Source organism: Pseudomonas sp. RA_15y_Pfl1_P11 (genome assembly GCF_963970975.1).
Classification (GTDB): Bacteria; Pseudomonadota; Gammaproteobacteria; order Pseudomonadales; family Pseudomonadaceae; genus Aquipseudomonas; species Aquipseudomonas tritici.
The window spans coordinates 82,372-100,177 of sequence record NZ_CAXAOY010000018.1 but is presented as its reverse complement, the minus strand read 5'-3'; the positions used below and the strand labels follow the sequence as shown (position 1 = coordinate 100,177).

Below are 17,806 nucleotides of genomic sequence, written 5' to 3'. Positions count from 1 at the left end.
CACTCAGTTCCATAGCTCGCCAACAGGCGTGGACGCTGAGTAATAAGTCGCTACCTGCGCCTGCAACAGTTCTGCGGTTGCCAGGGCATCGGTTAATGCATGGTGCGCGTGATAAGCCGGAAGGCCAAGGCGCGCTCGGCTATCTGCCAGCCTTATGGACGGTTGTGAGCGCCCCATAAGTCGGGCGAACCACCCGCGCTTTTGCCGGTGCAGTCGGGCTTCCAACTGCATCGTATCGATGACCGGGAACTCAAACCCTTCCCCTAAATGCCTGCGCACTGCCTGATCCAAAAAGGCCCGTTCAATATTCCGATAATGGACCACCATCACTTTGCCTGCCATGGCCTCCAGCAATGGAGCCAGCACCTGCTCAAAGGTGGGCGCATCTGAAATTTCAGCATGGGTTATGTGATGAAACGTCACCGACTTTTCATTCAGCTCGGACGCTGGTTTTATTACCCAGTAAAGCGAGTTCCCACAATAAATGCGCTGCAGCGTAAACGGCATGACCCCGATGCTCACAACGCTGTCAGCTTGTGCATCAAGGCCGGTGGTTTCCACGTCCATGGCCAGCAGTTGCACGCTGTCAATGGAGGCCTGTGCAGAGACCGCGCCGGCTTGATAGAACTGTCGCAAGCGGCTGTTAACGGCATTGTCTGCCAGGGTCTCGAACCTCGAAGACCACTCCAGCATTTTATGATCGGGCTGCGCTTTCACGTGTTTCATGACGGCAGGCGACCCTTTGATGGATAGCGGAATCTTAAGAAATTCTGGCCATTACTCAAAACCTGAAACGCCTCTTTCAGGTTATGTCGCTCACTGCTGGAAAAGCGTTCCGGTTCGACGTAATTATTGAGCGCAGCGCCCTGCTCCAGTGCGTCAACCTGATGTCGAATTCGCACCATCGACAGGAACTCCAGCGCGTATCGCAGTTGCTTTAATGCTTCAGGCGGAATGACGTTGCTCTTCGCGATGGCATCCATGCGATCAAATGAATTCTGCGCGGTACTGCCACACGCGAGCGCATGAATGCGGATCAGGTCCGTCAGCGGTGCGGTGCCTCGACCCTTGAGGTTGATGATCCGTTTGTGCTGCCCGTCTGTCTCAACGACAAAAGTACGGAAAAAGCCCAATGGCGGCGTCCGGTTAAGCGCAATCCGAGCCATGGCACTCAAAAAAACAGGATGTGCGCTGGATTTTCGAGCGCACAGCACCTTAAGCTCTTGTACCAGTTCCACTTGGCCAAACACGCCGTCCAGGTCGAAAAAAATACAACTATTGAGCAACGTCGTCGGGTTAGGCTTTTCGATCCACTGATCAAAATAACTTCGCCATACCTTCAATGGCTGACGCCACTGGTCGTTCGTCGCCATGATCCCGCCTTTGCAATAGCTGTAACCGCACGCGGCCAGGCCATCACTCACAAACGTCGCCAACGCTCGGAAGTAAGCATCGTGCTGGAGCGGATCGAAGCCGTCGTCGAGCACCAGGGCATTATCCTGATCAGTCACCAATAACTGCTCATCACGCGCCATGGAACCCAGCACCATGAAGCAGTAAGGCACCGGAGGTGGCCCCAGCTTTTTCTCTGCCAGTTCCAGCAAACGCTGGGTAAAGGCACGGCCAATGCCGGAAATCGCGCTACCAATCATGTGCGCCGTCGCGCCGTCACGCACCATGCGGATGTAGGTGCCGCGCAGGTCACGCAAAAGCGATTTCAGACCGTCGACCGACGTCTGGTTAGAGATTCTGTTGACCAGGTACAGACTGCTGTGTGACTCGTAGCGGATGATATCCGACAGGTTGATCAGCCCGATCGGATGGCCATGGTGGACCACCGGCAGATGGTGAATATTACGGCGCAACATCACCAGCATCGCTTCAAACACTGAGTCGTCGGCGCCTATCGTTACCGGCTCGGCCGTCATGATGTCTCGGGCAGCCGTTTCGCCAGCGTTTCGGCCGGCCGCGACAACGCGTGTGCGAAGGTCCCGATCCGTCACGATTCCCTGGATTTGAGCCGCCTGCAAGCCCGCTGATGACATCACTAGCACGCAAGAAACGCTTTGTTCTGTCATGATTTTTGCCGCGTCGCCAACGCAGGTATCCGACGTGACCCATACCAAAGGCCGAGAGATAAGGCCGCGGCATTTGAGCTGAATAAGCTCACTCGCACGCCCCTGCGCCTCAACGGCAGTCTTGAGCCTGGAGTGCCCCTCAGCTTCAACGAAGTCGGCGAACGCATCATGCTGCGCACACAGGTCGGCGAAGACGTCGGCGGGTATGTAATAAATCAGGCTATCTTCCAAGGCTCTGGCGGGAAAACGCACCTTGTTACTGCGCAACAAACCGGCCTGACCGAAGAGGTCGCCTTCGACAAGTCGGTTGTAGAGTTCGCCATTGCGCCGGTAAATCTCCACCGCACCACTACGCACATAGTGCAAGTCATGAATGATCGCGCCCGCTTCAAGGATGTCACTGCCGGCCTTGAAATAACTCACTTCTACCCGCCGAGCGATGGCGTCTACCGATTCCTTTGGCAGCGTATCAAATGGAGCGAAACGGTAGAGGTGGTCGCTAATCTCCTGTAACTCGATTTGCATGAAACCTCGAAATGCTGAAAAGAATTAAACTTGCGAGCGCCCTACATCGCAAAGGGCAGTGGTCTTTCTGTGTCGCCCACCACATCACATCCCGATACGAGGAGCAAGCGCCACGTCTGATCTACGCTATGAGTGGCAACAACTGCTGCGTAACGGCTGGCCGTCATATTTACACTCCCGGCAGGCGCGGCATTCACTGAATGCACCGCGCAGGCGGCGGTTATTTCTGAACGCTCAGAGGTATTTGCGATCTGCATTGCCTAGGGTGCTTTCCTCATCCTGTGTTTTTGGAGCGGGTCAATGCTGAACATTATTGCGATCTTCCTTTGCATCACAGCAGTACTCGCCTATCTCAATCGGCGCTACGTCGGCCTGCCATCCGCCATCGGTGTAATGGGCATTGCCTTGGGCCTGTCACTGTTGAATATGGCATCCGATGCGCTGGGCTTTCATGCCTTGCATACCCTTGAGCAATCGCTGGTGGAGTCCATCGACTTTTCCGAACTGCTGATGCAAGGCATGTTGTCATTGCTGCTCTTTGCTGGCGCGTTGCATGTGGACCTGTCGGAGCTGCGGGCCTACAAATGGCAGGTTGCATCCTTGGCCGTGGTAGGGACAACGCTCTCGACATTGTTCATCGGCTTTGGGCTCTGGGCGCTGTTGTCCCTTACCGAACTGCAGCTACCGTTAGCTTATTGCCTGGTGTTTGGCGCGCTGATCTCCCCCACCGACCCCATCGCCGTGATGGGTATTCTGAAATCTGCCGGCGCGCCAAATAGCGTGGAGCTGGTCATTTCCGGTGAGTCACTGTTCAACGACGGTGTGAGTGTCGTGCTGTTTTCGCTGATCGTCGCAATGATTGCCAGCGGGGAGGCACCGTCGGTTAGCGGCGCATCGCAGCTGTTACTGAAGGAAGCCGGGGGCGGTGCCCTGTTAGGCGCCTGCGTGGGCTATATCACTTACAGAATGCTCAAGAGTATCGATAGCTATCAGGAGGAGGTGCTCATCACCCTGGCCGCGGTTCTCGGCGCCTATGCAGTCGCCACTCAGTTCCATGTTTCGGGCCCATTGGCGATGGTGGTGATGGGACTGATTGTGGGTAACCAAGGACGCTCCCATGCCATGTCCGAGCAGACTGAAAAAAACCTGGACATGTTCTGGGAACTGATCGATGAAATACTCAACGCAGTGCTGTTTGTATTGATCGGCTTGGAAGTCGTTCTGATCCAGTTCTCCAACCCATTGCTCACCACGGGCCTGCTGGTCATATTGCTGACGTTGTTATCACGATTGTTGACTGTAGGGGTTCCCATTGCGGTATTGGGTAAACGCTTCCGCCTACCGGAAGGTGCCTGGAGTGTGATGACCTGGGGCGGCCTGCGTGGCGGGATATCGGTGGCATTGGCGTTGTCGCTGCCCCCAGGCGCAGCTCGCGATATCGTGGTTTCCCTGACGTACCTGGTGGTCGTTTTTTCTATCCTGATCCAAGGCATGTCGATCGGTAAATTGGTCAAGCGAGTCATTCCTTGTGCAGCAACCAAAGACGCTGGATGAACCCTTGGCCCGGCAGAAGACTCCATTAAGGATAATCAACTCACCGCCTTCGTTTCCCTGAATCCTTGCGGTGGGTTCCATCGTGTTATTTGCAGAAGGGATAAAAAATGCTCGCACGCTGGCGCTGGGTGCTACACCAATTGACCAAACGGCTGTGGTTCAGGGCGAGTCTGTTTTCCTTGCTGGGCATTGCGACCGCGTTACTCGCCGTTGTCTTCAAGGACTACATTCCCGAGTCGTTGCCCGCCCGCATCGGTGCCGACGCCGTCGATAAGATATTGGGCATCATTGCCTCAAGTATGCTCGCGGTGACGACCTTTTCGTTAAGTACCATGGTCAGCGCTTACGCTGCAGCGAGCAGCGGCGTGACGCCGCGCGCCACTACACTGGTGATGGAAGACACCACGACACAAAATGCCCTGGCCACCTTTATCGGCTCATTCCTGTTCAGCCTGGTTGGGATCATTGCGCTGAGTACCGGCGCCTACGGTACAAAAGGGAGGGTTTTGCTATTCGCGGTAACCATCGCCGTGGTCATTCTGATTGTCTACACCCTTTTGCGCTGGATCGATCATTTGTCCAAGCTTGGCCGGGTGGGAGAAACCATTGACCGTGTCGAGCAGGCAACCATTGATGCCATTAACAATCGAGTCCAATGGCCGCATTTGGGGGCAGCCGCCTACCCTTGCGAGTCAGTGATCCCCCGTTCTGCGCTGATCATCACAAGCCTCCACACGGGGTACGTCCAGCACATTGACGTTCAGGCGTTAGGCGCGATCGCCAAAGCAGACGAGATACAGATATTTATGGACGTCCTACCGGGAAGCTTTGTGCATGTCGGCATGCCGCTCGCAAGAACCGTCAGCTTGAACAAGGCACGCGGGGAAGAACTGGCGTCGAGCAACGAAAAAATCATCGCTACCCTGGCTATAGGCGTGCGTCGAACGTTCGAACACGACCCCCGGTTCGGCTTGTCAGTGTTGTCGGAGATCGCCTCCCGCGCCTTGTCGCCGGCCGTCAATGACCCCGGCACCGCCATTGACGTCATTGGGCGCGGTGTCAGAAGCCTGACATGTTGGGGTAAACCTAAAGAACCCGCCGCGAAAATCGACGCTGACTGCCAACACGTTTACCTGAGCGGTTTGACCGTGGATGACCTGTTCGATGACTTCTTCGCACCGATTGCCAGAGATGGCGCGGGCCTGGTGGAGGTCGACCTGCGAATGATGAAGGCCCTTGTAAGCTTGGCACAGATAAACCCGACGATGTTCAGGGGTGCCTGTACCCGGCACGCAGAACGGCTGCTCAAGCACGCGAACACTGCGCTTGTACTCGAAGAGGACCGGCACACGCTCAGCGCAGCGGCGCGACCGCTGCTGCACTGACACTCTCTACGTGTTGGCTTTTTGCGCGGCGGCGCCACTGCCGTCCGATTGCAGAAAGCCACGCGCCAACTGCTGATAGAGCTCGGGGCCCATCCTGGCACTGACTGCTTTGGCAATCAGCGCAACAGCCATCAGACTGATGACCATGCCATGGCTGTCGATCATCTCCATCACGATGATTGCAGAAGTGATCGGCGATTGCGTGACTGCTGCCAGAAACCCCACCATGCACAGTGCAATGATGGGCTGTGCCGCCAGGGCGAAGTATTCAGCAACATTGGCCCCGACAGCAGCGCCTACCGCCAAAGAGGGGGCAAAAATACCGCCCGGTATACCGGAAAAATAAGTCACGACGGTCGCCAGAAAACGCGTAATCGGCGCGTGCCACGGCAAACCGACATCAGACACGATGATCTGGGAGGTGATCCCGTAACCGCTGCCAAAGGACATGCCACCGCTGAGCCAACCGAGAATCGCCACGATCATGCCGCAGCCACCTGCAAACCAGACTGGATGCAGGCGGCGCCATTCCCAGACGACAAAACGGCGATAGCGCTGTGGCCACAGGAGCATCCGACTGAACAATCCCCCCATAAGGCCACAGCCAATACCAATCGTCAGTATCGGAAGAACGATATCGAGATTGGCCTCTTGTACGTCGAAGTGCCCGAAATAGTTGTAGTTGCCCTGCAAGGCAATCGCGACCATCCCCGACAAGATGATCGTGCTGAGCAACACCCCGCTGGTGCGGGTTTCCAACTTGCGCCCCAACTCCTCTACCGCAAAGGCCACACCGGCCAAAGGCGTATTGAAGGCGGCGGCAATACCCGCTGCGCCACCGGCCAGGATGAGGTCTTCAGGGCGAATGATGCGTGCGTTGGGTAGGTAACGATGAAAGAAATGCATGATTGAAGCGGCGACTTGCACCGAAGGCCCTTCACGCCCCGCTGAAAAGCCACCGGTCAGGGCCAGGGTACCGAGGCCTATCTTGGCGAAGGCCAGACGCAATGACACCAACGTATGCACAGGCTTGCCTTGGTGGGCCAACCGTGTGGCGGCGATCACCTGGGGAATACCGCTGCCTTGGGCCCCTGTAAAAAAACGCGAGGTCATCCACACCACAAACATGCCGATCAGCGGCGTGTAGATAAACGGCAGCCACGGCCGGGCGGCGGCCTGTTGGGCGAACTGCATCAGCGCCAGGTCAGCCAGCCGGGCGAACATCACAACCAGCAACCCTGCGAGGGTAGCAGCAGCCCAGAGCGTCACTCGAGTACGCCATCGGATCGAGGCAAAACGACGACGTATCAGCAATATCGGTTTGATCACCCGAGCGGATTCCCCTTGTTGATATTCAATAAAATGTAATAACCAGATTAACGGGTTAAACGGTCAGGTCCAACCGGCAGTGACCCGATCACTACAACTCCGGCTCGCGTCTAACCGCTCGCTCGGCACCCTCACCCAGCCATTCTGATACATAGTATGACTGTCCGCTCGCCACTGCGGTGATCAATCAACTACAGTTGAGTCGCTCTGAATAAAAACAAGACAAGCCGGAGAGATTCCCATGCGAGTAAAGAACCGCTTCATCCTGCTGGCAGCCGCCGCAACCCTGACACTCACCACCGCGACACAGGCAGCCCCGGTATTCATTAACATCCTGACAGGCGGCACCAGCGGGGTGTATTACCCGATCGGGGTCGGCCTCTCCCAGATCTACAATGAAGGCATCCCCGGCGTAAAGACTTCGGTTCAGGCCACCAAGGCCTCCGTGGAGAACCTGAACCTGCTGCAATCGGGTCGAGGCGAGTTGGCACTGGCGCTGGGTGACTCGGTGGCGGATGCCAAGAACGGCGTCGAGGAGGCAGGCTTCAATACACCACTGACCAAGTTACGCGCCATTGCCGGCGCGTACCCCAACTACATTCAAATCGTGGCCAGCAAAGAGTCGGGGATCAAGACGCTGGCGGACCTTAAAGGCAAGACTATCTCAGTCGGAGCGCCGAAATCGGGTACCGAGTTGAACGCACGGGCGATTTTCAAGGCGGCGGGCCTGACCTACGCAGACATGGGCAAGGTGCAATACCTGCCCTTTGCCGAGTCAGTTGAGCTCATCAAGAACCGGCAACTGGATGCCACGCTGCAGTCTTCCGGACTGGGCATGGCCGCCATCCGCGACTTGTCATCGGTGATGCCGCTGAACTATGTGGCGATCCCCCCGGAAGTGGTGGCGAAAATCGGCAACGCGGCCTATCACAGCGCGGTGATTCCGGCCAACACCTATGATGGCCAACCTGACGCGGTGCCGACGGTTGCGATCACCAACATTCTGGTGACCCGCTCGGATGTACCCGATGAGCTGGCCTACCAGATGACAAAATTATTGTTCGAAAACCTCCCCCGCCTCGGTAACGCTCATTCGGCTGCCAAGGACATCACCCTGGAAAACGCCACCAAGAACCTGCCGATTGCACTTCATCCGGGTGCCGAACGCTACTACACCGAAAAAGGCGCGCTCTAGCCACGCACGGCGCAGCGGCACCCGATCGCTGCGCCAACGGTCCGCCCTTTTTCCATGCAGTGAGGCAGGCAGCTAATGAGTGAAGATCATCACGGCATCTCTGCGAACCCGCGAGACTGGCCAAAAACGCTGTTTTACGTCGCGTTGTTATTTTCGATCTTTCAGATCGTCACGGCAGCGTTTTCACCCTTTTCAAGCCAGGTACTGCGCGCGATACACGTCGGCTTTCTATTGTGGGTGGTTTACCTGAGCTATCCGGCCTATGGCAACAAGCGCCCCTGGCAACCATTGGCCTGGGTTCTCAGCCTGGCAGCCATTGCCACCGCCTTCTATCAATGGTGGTACGAGGCTGACCTGATCCAGCGCTCTGGGGACCTGACAACCGCGGACACGGTGATCGGCATTGTGCTGGTGGTGCTGGTGTTCGAAGCCGCGCGACGGGTGATGGGCATTGCCCTGCCGATCATATGCGGGTTGTTCCTGGCGTATGGTTTGTTTGGCGAGTATCTACCGGGTGAACTGGCCCATCGAGGTTATGGCTTCGACCAAATCATCAACCAACTGTCTTTTGGCACCGAAGGGCTGTACGGCACGCCCACCTATGTTTCGGCGACCTACATCTTCCTGTTTATCCTGTTCGGCGCATTCCTCGAACAGGCAGGCATGATCAAACTGTTCACCGACTTTGCGATGGGCCTGTTCGGCCACAAACTGGGTGGGCCGGCCAAAGTCGCCGTGGCCTCATCGGCGCTGATGGGCACTATTACCGGCTCGGGGATCGCCAACGTGGTGACCACAGGGCAATTCACCATCCCGCTGATGAAGCGCTTTGGTTACCGGGCTGCCTTTGCCGGCGGGGTGGAAGCGACCGCCAGCATGGGCAGTCAACTGATGCCGCCGGTCATGGGCGCCGTCGCCTTCATCATGGCCGAAACCATCAACGTACCGTTTGTGGAGATCGCCAAAGCGGCATTGATCCCCGCCATCCTGTATTTCGGTTCGGTCTTCTGGATGGTCCACCTGGAAGCCAAGCGCTCCAACCTCAAGGGGTTGCCCAAGGATCAATGCCCCAGTGCGTTGAACGCTGTGAAGGAGAACTGGTACCTGCTGATCCCACTGCTGGTATTGGTCTACTTGCTGTTTTCAGGGCGTACGCCGTTGTTTTCCGGCATGGTCGGACTGGCACTCACGGCTATCGTGATTCTCGGCTCGGCGATCATCCTGAGAGTACAAAGCTTTGGCTTGCGCTGCGCCTTCTGGATAGCGCTGGGCATCCTCTGTACCGGTTTTTTCCAACTGGGAATCGGCGTGATCTTTGCCGTGATTGCAGTGCTGGTGGCGGTCTGTGGGTTCATCAAGGGCGGGCACGAAACCCTGACCATTTGCCTGCACGCGCTGGTAGAAGGTGCACGCCATGCTGTACCGGTTGGCATCGCGTGCGCCTTGGTGGGCATCATTATCGGCGTGGTTTCACTGACGGGCGTCGCTTCGACGTTTGCGGGGTATATCTTGGCGATCGGCCGAGATAACCTACTGCTTTCGCTGATCCTGACGATGATTACGTGCCTGGTGCTGGGCATGGGGATTCCCACCATTCCCAACTACATCATCACCAGCTCGATCGCAGCGCCTGCCCTCTTGGAATTGGGCGTGCCGTTGATTGTGTCGCACATGTTCGTATTTTATTTCGGCATCCTCGCCGACCTGACGCCCCCGGTCGCCCTCGCCTGCTTTGCCGCGGCCCCCATCGCTAAAGAGACCGGGTTCAAGATCAGCCTGTGGGCGGTGCGAATTGCCCTGGCGGGGTTTGTCATACCGTTTATGGCGGTCTACAACCCGGCATTGATGCTGCAAGGTGGTAATTTGTGGATGACCGCGTACATGCTGATCAAGACCCTGTTGGCGGTCGGGCTCTGGGGAATGGCGTCCACCGGGTATTTGCAGCGCAAAATGCCCTTATGGGAGCGATTGCTGTGTGTGGTTGCTGGGGCCTTGCTGGTGGTGGCGTTACCGCTGACCGATGAATTGGGCTTCGCGCTGGGGATCGTGGTGATATTCCAGCATATCTGGCGGTCCCGTCGTGCCGAGCCAGCCCTCCCATGATCGGCGTGTGCCTGGGCCTGACGGGTGTGGTGTGGGCCCAGCTGTCGATTTCCCACTTCACGCTGGCCTGGGATCACACCATTGAAAAGATCCGCTGGGAGGAAGACTACCGCGTGACCGAGCAAGGGCTAGTGCTGGAAGAAGCACGTGTACGCGGCAACGGCGCAGGGATGGAGGTTCCAGACGACGCGCGACTGGAAAATGGCAGTTGGCACTACCGGCGCCTAGTGCCACCCTTGCAACCCTTGCGCCTGGGGCGAACACCGGAGGCTGGTGATTACCAGCTGTGTGTTGATGGCCAGTGTTCCGCCCTGAGTCATTGGGTGGGCGCGCCAACCACTCGCCATCCGTTCATTCAACTGTGGACGTGCAAAACCGACTGATGGCCGGATGACCACGTTCACCCTCATTTCCGCTCATCTCAGCCAACACGTTAGGGTGTTATCAGGAATATATCCATGTTGGCGAGGTGGGAAGGTTAAGGTGGGTTAAGAAATAGTTAGTGTTCGCACGCGCCTTAGATCAATAGGGTTCGCTGGCACTGGGTGTCGGCATTGAGTCGGGAACACCGAAAAACAGGTTCAAAGGGAGGACATCATGAGTAATGCGTTGGTCATAGAGGATGACCAAGTAACGGCGGAAATCATCGTCGCCGAACTCCAGCGCCACGGCTTCAGCTCAAAGTGGGCGGCCACCGGGCGCGACGGGCTGGCCCTGGCGATTGCAGGCGGCTACGACGCCATCACGCTGGATCGCATGCTGCCGGACTTTGACGGGCTGACGATTGTGAGCACCTTGCGCAGTCTTGGGATTCAGACGCCGGTCCTGATGATCAGCGCTCTTTCGGACGTGGATGAGCGCGTTCTGGGACTTCGTGCGGGCGGCGATGACTACCTGACCAAGCCCTTTTCGGCCGTCGAGATGGTCGCGCGCCTTGACGCATTGCTCAGACGCACCGCCGCAGACCCCAGCAACCCACACCTCAGTTGCGGCAACCTGCGACTGGACTTGGTGGAGCACAAGCTGACGCGCAATGACGAAGACATCCAGTTGCTGCCCACCGAGTTCAAACTGCTCAACTTCCTGATGCGCAGTGCCGGCCAACTGGTCACTCGCACCATGCTGTTTGAAGGCGTCTGGGGCTATCACTTCGACCCCGGGACAAACATCATTGATGTGCACATCGGTCGGCTGCGTAAAAAGCTGGAAAGCGACAAAGACTCACCTGTGATCCATACAATACGCGGTGCCGGCTATGTCCTCGCTACCAAAAAATGAGGAATGGCGCTCGTCCGGTAGTCGATTGATCGGGTTTTACGCGGTGTTCTTCGTGGCCTGGGGAGCACTCTTTACCGGTGTGCTGTACTGGGAAATCTCCCACTATCTGGGCACGGTTGCCGAGCGTACGTTGTTGCAACGCGCCCACTACTATCAAAAGGTCGACGACTCGAACCTGCTTGCTGAGTTGGCGGCGAGTGAGGCTTACTCGACCCCCGGGATCGACGCCTACGGGTTATTTGCACCCGATGGCACCCATGTCGCCGGCGACCTGCTGAAGCTGCGCTCCAACCTGCCCGACGATGGCCAGGTTCATTACCTTGAGCGCGGCTTGAGCATTGCGTTACCCAACACAGAAACCCGAAGCAGCTATGCCTTGCTGGCACGGCGCGCCGACGGGCATATCCTGATTTTGGCACGTGACGGCGGGTCGATTTCCGCCGTGGGTGGCATTATTGAGCAGGCCCTGATGTGGGGGTTGTCATTAACCCTTATCCCCGGTTTGATTGGCTGGCGCTTACTGCGACGTCGCCCATTGCGCCGTGTCAAACGCCTGCAGCTGTGTACCGAAAGTATCGTTTCGGGCAACCTGGCTGAGCGTTTGCCGTTGTCAACACGCCGCGATGAACTGGATATGCTGGCCAACGCTGTCAACACGATGCTCGATCACATTGAGCAGTTGATGCACGAGGTGAAAAGCGTCTGCGACGGTATTGCCCATGATTTGCGCACGCCCTTGACACGCTTACGCGCACGGCTCTATCAGCTCCAGAAATTGCCGCTGGCCCGTGAACATAAGCGGACCTTGAACCAGGCGTTTGAGGAGAGCGAGTCGATCATGGTGCGCTTTCAAGGACTGCTGCGGGTCGCCGAGCTTGAGGATATTCGTCGCCGTTCTGCCTTTGCGCCCTTCCCGATCATGACGTTGTTGAAACAGGCGCATGAGTTTTACGAGCCGATGGCACTTGACCGCGCCCAAACGCTTTCGCTGGACATTCCCAGCGATTGCGCCCAGGTGTATGGCGACTCTTCGTTACTGTTCGAAGCGCTGGTCAATCTGCTCGATAACGCCATTAAGTTTACTCCGGAGGGCGGCCATATCGAATTGCGGGGGAGCATCAAGGACTCAGCTGTCATTATTGAAGTCGTGGACGATGGTACCGGCATCCCCGAAGCTGACCGTACGCATGTCATTCGCCGGCTCTATCGCGGCGAGGGAAGCCAGATAAACCCAGGCCACGGCTTAGGCCTGTCATTAGTCGCCGCCATCGTGAAATTGCACGGATACACACTGGATATCCACCCTGGTGCCTCAGGCAGGGGAACACGCGTATTGATTCACTGCCCGATGTTCAGCGGTCAAGCCACGGATCGATTTGTACCTCAACATTAAATTTAACTTAATACTGGTTAATTTGAGCGCCTCTGCGCCCAGGCCTAGTTTGGCAGCACATATCGCTGACCCAAGGCCTTTTGCTTGTGAAATATCCGTTGTTCCTGCGTGTGTTAACCGTGCTCTGTGTAACACCACCGCTTCTTTGGGCGAATGCCGCTCTGGCTGCCAACGCAACCCTGGGGACAATGATCCCCGCTGCGCCGAAGCTGGGCGCCGAAGCCTGGATACTCATCGACGCGGAAACGAACAGGGTCATTACCAGCCACAACAGTGATGCACGCCTACCACCGGCCAGCCTGACCAAGTTAATGACGGCGTACATCACGACGCATGAGATTAAGGCCGGCCTGATCAGCGCAGATGATGAGGTCGTCGTGAGCGAAAATGCCTGGCGAACAGGTGGATCACGGATGTTTCTCAAGCCCGGCAGCTCTGCTTCGGTTCACGATTTGCTAAACGGCGTGATCATCGACTCAGGCAATGACGCAAGCGTTGCGCTGGCCGAACATATCGCTGGAAGCGAAGCCGGGTTTGTCGGAATGATGAACTCAACCGCTTCAACACTGGGAATGCTCAACACCCACTTTATGAACGCCACCGGCCTACCGGACCCGGAGCACTATTCTTCCGCACGTGACATGGCGACCCTGGCTCGAAAAGTCATCAACGAAGGGACCACCTACTACCCTCTTTACGCCAAGAAAACCTTCACCTGGAACGGCATTCAGCAATCCAACCGCAATACGCTTTTGTGGCGTAATTCCACCTACGACGGCTTGAAGACCGGGCACACAGAGGCAGCGGGCTACTGTTTGGTCGCCTCCTCACAGCGCGATGGGCAACGTTTGATCAGCGCAGTTCTGGGCGCCAGTAGCGCCCACAAGCGCACGGCAGAAACGGAAAAGCTGATGGGGTATGGCTTTCGCTTCTACGACACCCAAACCTATAAGAAAGGTGGCGAAGTACTCTCGCAGGTCGCGCTCTGGAAAGGCATACAACCCTACGTGAATGTGGGTTTGCTTGAAGACATGACCCTCACGCTGCCCAAGAATAAAAATCGAGACGTCGAGATGCGCCTGGCGTTTGATGGCCCCATCGAAGCCCCTATCACGGCAGGCACGGTCGTCGGAAGGCTCGACCTGTTCGACGCCGAGCATAAGCTGGGGAGTCGGTCATTGGTGGTCCTTGTGGACGCAGAGCAAGGTCATTGGTGGCAACGCTGGTGGGACACCGTGCATTTGTTTTTTACCCAGACGGTCCGCAGCTGGTTCGATGAGGCCCAGGTAACGTGAATAGTGAGGAGAGCGTCATGAACTCCGATGATCTACGCAAAGAACTCGCGCTATCAAAATTCTTCGAAGGCGATTCATCCCTCAATGACGCTGTACAGGGACTGAGTCAGGCTGAAAGGAAACTGTGTATCGAATCGGCCTTTGAGCAAGAGGCCGCAAGGCTTGGGGTAGAAGTGTGGGAGCTGACGCTGACAATGATTTCGCAGTCACCCCAAGAGCTGAAACGCCTGACCCTGGCGTTTCATCGGGAAGTGTCAGAAATGGTTGAGATGCCATGGAAGGATTACTGCACGCTGAATGGGATCACCGAGTAGCCTTTGGGCCGCATAAGCATCGGCGCTTCGCGTCGCGACGGCCCTGAGTGCTGACCGTCTATCCTGGCTCAAGCCTCTCAACAGTGAGCACTCAATATCTCCAGAATACCGGCGTGACGAGCACTAACACTGTCAGGATTTCCAGCCGTCCAAGTAGCATGCCTAGGGTCAATAGCCATTTGGCGGCATCCGGCAGTGATGAGAAATTACCGGCCGGCCCAATGATTGTGCCAAGCCCAGGCCCGACGTTACACACCGCCGTAGCGGCACCGCTCAACGCCGTTGTCCAATCCAGCCCAATCAGGCTCAGGCCCAAGGCAATCAGAGCAATCGTGATGGTGAAAAAGAATGAGAACGTCAAAAGCGAACGTAAGATCTCTTCGTCGATGGGGTGGCCATTGTACTTTTTCTGAATCACGGCGCGTGGGTGGATCAGTTGCTTCAAACTGCTCACCAGTAAAGTTGCCGCCACTTGAAAACGGAAGATTTTAAGACCCCCCGCCGTGGAACCTGAGCAGCCCCCCACAAAGGTCAAATAGAAAAAAAGCAACACCGAGAAACTGCCCCACACGGTGTAATCGCCGACGGCGACGCCGGTGGTGGTGACAACCGATGTCACATTCACCGCCACGATACGAAATGCATCCCACCAGCCGTAATCGCTGTGAAGACAAAGCCAAGTACCTACCGCCAGCCACGCGAAGACCAAGAACCCAATAAATCCACGAACCTGGTGATCCTTCAGCAGCGCGCGCCGATGGCCGCGCAATGTCGCGACATATAACGTAAAAGGCAGGCTACCCAGAATCATGATGGCAACTGCCACCCAGTGAATAGCAGGCTGTGTCCAATGCCCAAGCGAGGCGTCCGACGTCGAGAAACCACCGGTAGAGATCAACGACATGGCGTGATTGACGGCGTCAAATGGCGTCATCCCGGCAATCCAGAGCGCGAGCGTTCCGCCCCCCGTGAGTCCAAGATAGAGAAAAAGAATGTATTTGGCTGCCACATGGGAGCGCGGCGTCACTTTTTCCGACCAGTCTGAAGACTCTGTCTGGAACAGCCGCATGCCCCCTACTCGCAGCAGCGGAAGAATCGCCACGGCCATGCCGATAAAACCGATCCCACCCAGCCAGTGAAGCATCGATCGCCAGATCAACAGCCCCGGCGAGGCGGTGTCCAAACCACTCAACACCGTTGAGCCGGTGGTTGTGATGCCAGACATCGTTTCAAAAAAAGCGTCGGTGTAACTGATGTGACTGATAAACACCATTGGCAACGCCGCGAAGATACACACCACCACCCAACTGCCGGTCGTCAGCAGGTACATGTCCCTTGGGCGAAGTTGAGCGGTCTCTGGGCGCCCTCGCATGACCAGCAACAGGCCGCAGACGAACGTAATCAAGCTGGACCAAAGAAAGGCGGACAGATCGTCGCTGCGCTCATAGACCACCAAGGTGATCATGGGGATGGCCATGCTGATGGCCAACGTAATCAGAAACAGACCTAAGACAAAGCCGATGAGTCGTATTGCCGCGTGGGACATAAACAATAACCTGGCAAATTAGCGCCGCGCAGTATCGCGGCGCCAAAACGTCTCCACCCGTAAATTTCTCGTAAATTTTTTAGGGCCGACGGGTCGCTTCGTCAACCTTAGCCTATTCCAAAGACTGCGCGGTTTTGGCAATGCGTTCTTGGGTCATCACCAATGGGTGATCGGGTAGGCGATCCAACGGCAGTAATAACCAACGACACAGCTGCGGGCCGATTCAACGCAGCAGCTCCCCGAGGTCATATAAAATCCTGCCAACGGTAACTGACACCCACTCGAGCTCAGGAAACAGACGATGGCGAACATCGCCAGGGATTAAGGCGAGTAAACGGTTCTGCTGGGGGGTTGGCGTCTCCGACATATTCAGTAACCTTTTTTTCGGCACCCTTGACACGGTGCGAAGCACGCGAGTTCAGCGGCCAAGCAACGCCGACTTGAGCGTGCGCTCTACGCCAATACGGCAACCCCCACATTAGCGGCCTGACAGGCGCTTGAGTAGCCTCGGAAACTGCCCACAGACAAGCATGGGCGGTATGACTGGGCGGATACCAGGAGGCCCGTGCGCCCCCAGAGTCTGGCCCGTTTTAAAGCCGCAGATGTCGCGCAGGGGCAGAAGGTGCGAAAACGACTCAGTGGCGCTTTCCATTCTCACGCTGAGGCGCCTGCACTCAGTGATGTTTTTTTGCCTAGACTGGACGCTTAGCCGTATAACCAAATGCGCGTCAGAGCACAGGCCGCACAAAAACTAAAATAAGAGGAATCCCCCAAAATGTTCAAATCCATCTGCAAGGCACTCGCCTGCACGGTTGCTCTAGGGAGCATGAGTGCAGTCATGGCAGCTGATCCGATCATCATCAAGTTCTCACACGTCGTCGCCGACCATACGCCCAAGGGCCAAGGGGCACTGCTGTTCAAGAAACTGGTAGAGGAACGCTTACCCGGCAAGGTCAAGGTCGAGGTGTATTCCAACTCATCGTTGTTTGGTGACGGCAAAGAGATGGAAGCCCTGTTGTTGGGGGATGTGCAGTTAATTGCGCCGTCACTGGCCAAGTTCGAACAGTACACAAAGACCCTACAACTGTATGACCTGCCCTTTCTGTTTGATGACATCGCTGCGGTTGACCGTTTCCAGATGAGCCCGCAGGGCCAGGGGCTGCTTAAGTCCATGGAGAGTAAAAACATCACCGGCCTGGCCTATTGGCACAATGGGATGAAGCAGTTGTCGGCCAACAAACCGCTGCGTGTTCCTGGGGATGCCCGCGGCCTGAAGTTTCGGGTGCAGGCCTCTGCCGTGCTTGAGGAGCAGTTCAAGGCCCTGCGCGCCAACCCGCGCAAGATGAGCTTTGCCGAGGTGTATCAGGGCTTGCAAACCGGTGTGGTCAACGGTGCAGAAAATCCTTACTCGAACATCTACAGCCAGAAAATGCATGAGGTGCAGAAATACATCACCGAATCCAACCATGGTGTGCTCGATTACATGCTGATCACCAACACCAAGTTCTGGAATGGCCTGCCGCCGGACATTCGCAGTGAACTGGACAAGATTATTGTGCAGGTGACCGCGCAGGTTAACAAAGATGCCGAGCAGCTCAATCAGGACGCCAAGCAAAGCATCATTGCCGCCAAAACCACCGAAATCATTACCCTGACACCTGAACAACGCGAACAATGGCGCGTCGCGATGAAACCCGTCTGGAAAAAATTCGAAGCCGATATCGGCCCTGAGCTGATCACCGCAGCCGAAGCCGCCAACAAGGCTCAATGACCGGGAGGCAGGTGTTGCCGACGTGGTAGCACCTGCCAGT

General features: G+C 56.6%; 14 protein-coding genes and 1 pseudogene. 10 read left to right on the top strand and 5 right to left on the bottom strand.

Going from position 1 to position 17,806, the window contains the following annotated elements; genetic code table 11:
- Nucleotides 1-3 precede the first annotated feature (3 nt).
- Entirely contained in the window at nt 4-726 is a 723-nt protein-coding gene (locus AACY44_RS21495) for a 3'-5' exonuclease (RefSeq protein ID WP_339425983.1), read from the bottom strand.
- The gene (locus AACY44_RS21490) at nt 723-2,603 is read right to left on the bottom strand and encodes a DUF294 nucleotidyltransferase-like domain-containing protein (RefSeq protein WP_339436242.1); all 1,881 of its coding nucleotides are present in this window, start codon (nt 2,601-2,603) and stop codon (nt 723-725) included. Before AACY44_RS21490 ends, AACY44_RS21495 begins: the two co-directional genes overlap by 4 nt.
- A 300-nt stretch (nt 2,604-2,903) precedes the next feature.
- Between AACY44_RS21490 and AACY44_RS21485 the strand changes: the two genes are divergently transcribed.
- On the top strand, nt 2,904-4,157 hold the full coding sequence (locus AACY44_RS21485; protein WP_339419406.1) for a cation:proton antiporter: 1,254 nt from the start codon (nt 2,904-2,906) through the stop codon (nt 4,155-4,157).
- A 107-nt stretch (nt 4,158-4,264) separates the two neighbouring features.
- The gene (locus AACY44_RS21480; RefSeq protein ID WP_339419408.1) at nt 4,265-5,542 is read left to right on the top strand and encodes a DUF2254 domain-containing protein; all 1,278 of its coding nucleotides are present in this window, start codon (nt 4,265-4,267) and stop codon (nt 5,540-5,542) included.
- Nucleotides 5,543-5,548: 6 nt separating this feature from the next.
- Here the strand turns inward: AACY44_RS21480 and AACY44_RS21475 are convergent, their stop codons facing one another.
- Complete coding sequence (locus AACY44_RS21475) at nt 5,549-6,871, bottom strand: chloride channel protein (RefSeq protein WP_339419410.1); 1,323 nt, start codon at nt 6,869-6,871, stop codon at nt 5,549-5,551.
- 241 nt (nt 6,872-7,112) lie between these two features.
- Here AACY44_RS21475 and AACY44_RS21470 point away from each other — a divergent pair, with 241 nt between their 5' ends.
- From AACY44_RS21470 to AACY44_RS21440, 7 genes are all read left to right on the top strand, one after another.
- Nucleotides 7,113-8,066, top strand: a complete 954-nt coding sequence (locus AACY44_RS21470; RefSeq protein WP_339439200.1) for a TAXI family TRAP transporter solute-binding subunit — start codon at nt 7,113-7,115, stop codon at nt 8,064-8,066.
- A 75-nt stretch (nt 8,067-8,141) separates the two neighbouring features.
- On the top strand, nt 8,142-10,169 hold the full coding sequence (locus AACY44_RS21465; protein ID WP_339419414.1) for a TRAP transporter permease: 2,028 nt from the start codon (nt 8,142-8,144) through the stop codon (nt 10,167-10,169).
- Nucleotides 10,166-10,552, top strand: a complete 387-nt coding sequence (locus AACY44_RS21460) for a DUF1850 domain-containing protein (protein WP_339419416.1) — start codon at nt 10,166-10,168, stop codon at nt 10,550-10,552. The genes AACY44_RS21465 and AACY44_RS21460 overlap by 4 nt, the downstream gene beginning before the upstream one ends.
- 214 nt (nt 10,553-10,766) lie before the next feature.
- Entirely contained in the window at nt 10,767-11,447 is a 681-nt protein-coding gene (locus AACY44_RS21455) for a response regulator transcription factor (protein WP_083359030.1), read from the top strand.
- A complete protein-coding gene (locus AACY44_RS21450) occupies nt 11,425-12,840 on the top strand; it encodes a sensor histidine kinase (protein ID WP_339439198.1) in 1,416 nt (471 codons plus the stop codon). The genes AACY44_RS21455 and AACY44_RS21450 overlap by 23 nt, the downstream gene beginning before the upstream one ends.
- 86 nt (nt 12,841-12,926) lie before the next feature.
- A complete protein-coding gene (locus tag AACY44_RS21445; RefSeq protein ID WP_370468051.1) occupies nt 12,927-14,135 on the top strand; it encodes a D-alanyl-D-alanine carboxypeptidase family protein in 1,209 nt (402 codons plus the stop codon).
- A gap of 17 nt (nt 14,136-14,152) precedes the next feature.
- On the top strand, nt 14,153-14,449 hold the full coding sequence (locus AACY44_RS21440) for a DUF6388 family protein (protein ID WP_339419421.1): 297 nt from the start codon (nt 14,153-14,155) through the stop codon (nt 14,447-14,449).
- Nucleotides 14,450-14,540: 91 nt separating this feature from the next.
- On the opposite strand, the gene AACY44_RS21435 is transcribed toward AACY44_RS21440, so the two are convergent.
- Both AACY44_RS21435 and AACY44_RS27795 read right to left on the bottom strand, forming a co-directional pair.
- The gene (locus AACY44_RS21435; RefSeq protein ID WP_339419423.1) at nt 14,541-15,995 is read right to left on the bottom strand and encodes a TrkH family potassium uptake protein; all 1,455 of its coding nucleotides are present in this window, start codon (nt 15,993-15,995) and stop codon (nt 14,541-14,543) included.
- Nucleotides 15,996-16,131: 136 nt separating this feature from the next.
- Nucleotides 16,132-16,218 (bottom strand): annotated as a pseudogene (locus tag AACY44_RS27795) (Crp/Fnr family transcriptional regulator); the annotation flags it as partial.
- A gap of 552 nt (nt 16,219-16,770) precedes the next feature.
- Between AACY44_RS27795 and AACY44_RS21430 the strand changes: the two are divergent.
- The gene (locus tag AACY44_RS21430) at nt 16,771-17,766 is read left to right on the top strand and encodes a TRAP transporter substrate-binding protein (protein WP_370467854.1); all 996 of its coding nucleotides are present in this window, start codon (nt 16,771-16,773) and stop codon (nt 17,764-17,766) included.
- Nucleotides 17,767-17,806 lie beyond the last annotated feature (40 nt).

Bases quoted from the DNA above. Each gene is read 5' to 3' on its own strand.
- AACY44_RS21455 (WP_083359030.1), top strand. From the start codon at position 10,767: ATGAGTAATGCGTTGGTCATAGAGGATGACCAAGTAACGGCGGAAATC.
- AACY44_RS21430 (WP_370467854.1), top strand. From the start codon at position 16,771: ATGTTCAAATCCATCTGCAAGGCACTCGCCTGCACGGTTGCTCTAGGG.
- AACY44_RS21495 (WP_339425983.1), bottom strand. From the start codon at position 726: ATGAAACACGTGAAAGCGCAGCCCGATCATAAAATGCTGGAGTGGTCT.
- AACY44_RS21485 (WP_339419406.1), top strand. From the start codon at position 2,904: ATGCTGAACATTATTGCGATCTTCCTTTGCATCACAGCAGTACTCGCC.
- AACY44_RS21460 (WP_339419416.1), top strand. From the start codon at position 10,166: ATGATCGGCGTGTGCCTGGGCCTGACGGGTGTGGTGTGGGCCCAGCTG.
- AACY44_RS21465 (WP_339419414.1), top strand. From the start codon at position 8,142: ATGAGTGAAGATCATCACGGCATCTCTGCGAACCCGCGAGACTGGCCA.
- AACY44_RS21490 (WP_339436242.1), bottom strand. From the start codon at position 2,603: ATGCAAATCGAGTTACAGGAGATTAGCGACCACCTCTACCGTTTCGCT.
- AACY44_RS21450 (WP_339439198.1), top strand. From the start codon at position 11,425: ATGTCCTCGCTACCAAAAAATGAGGAATGGCGCTCGTCCGGTAGTCGA.
- AACY44_RS21480 (WP_339419408.1), top strand. From the start codon at position 4,265: ATGCTCGCACGCTGGCGCTGGGTGCTACACCAATTGACCAAACGGCTG.
- AACY44_RS21440 (WP_339419421.1), top strand. From the start codon at position 14,153: ATGAACTCCGATGATCTACGCAAAGAACTCGCGCTATCAAAATTCTTC.
- AACY44_RS21435 (WP_339419423.1), bottom strand. From the start codon at position 15,995: ATGTCCCACGCGGCAATACGACTCATCGGCTTTGTCTTAGGTCTGTTT.
- AACY44_RS21470 (WP_339439200.1), top strand. From the start codon at position 7,113: ATGCGAGTAAAGAACCGCTTCATCCTGCTGGCAGCCGCCGCAACCCTG.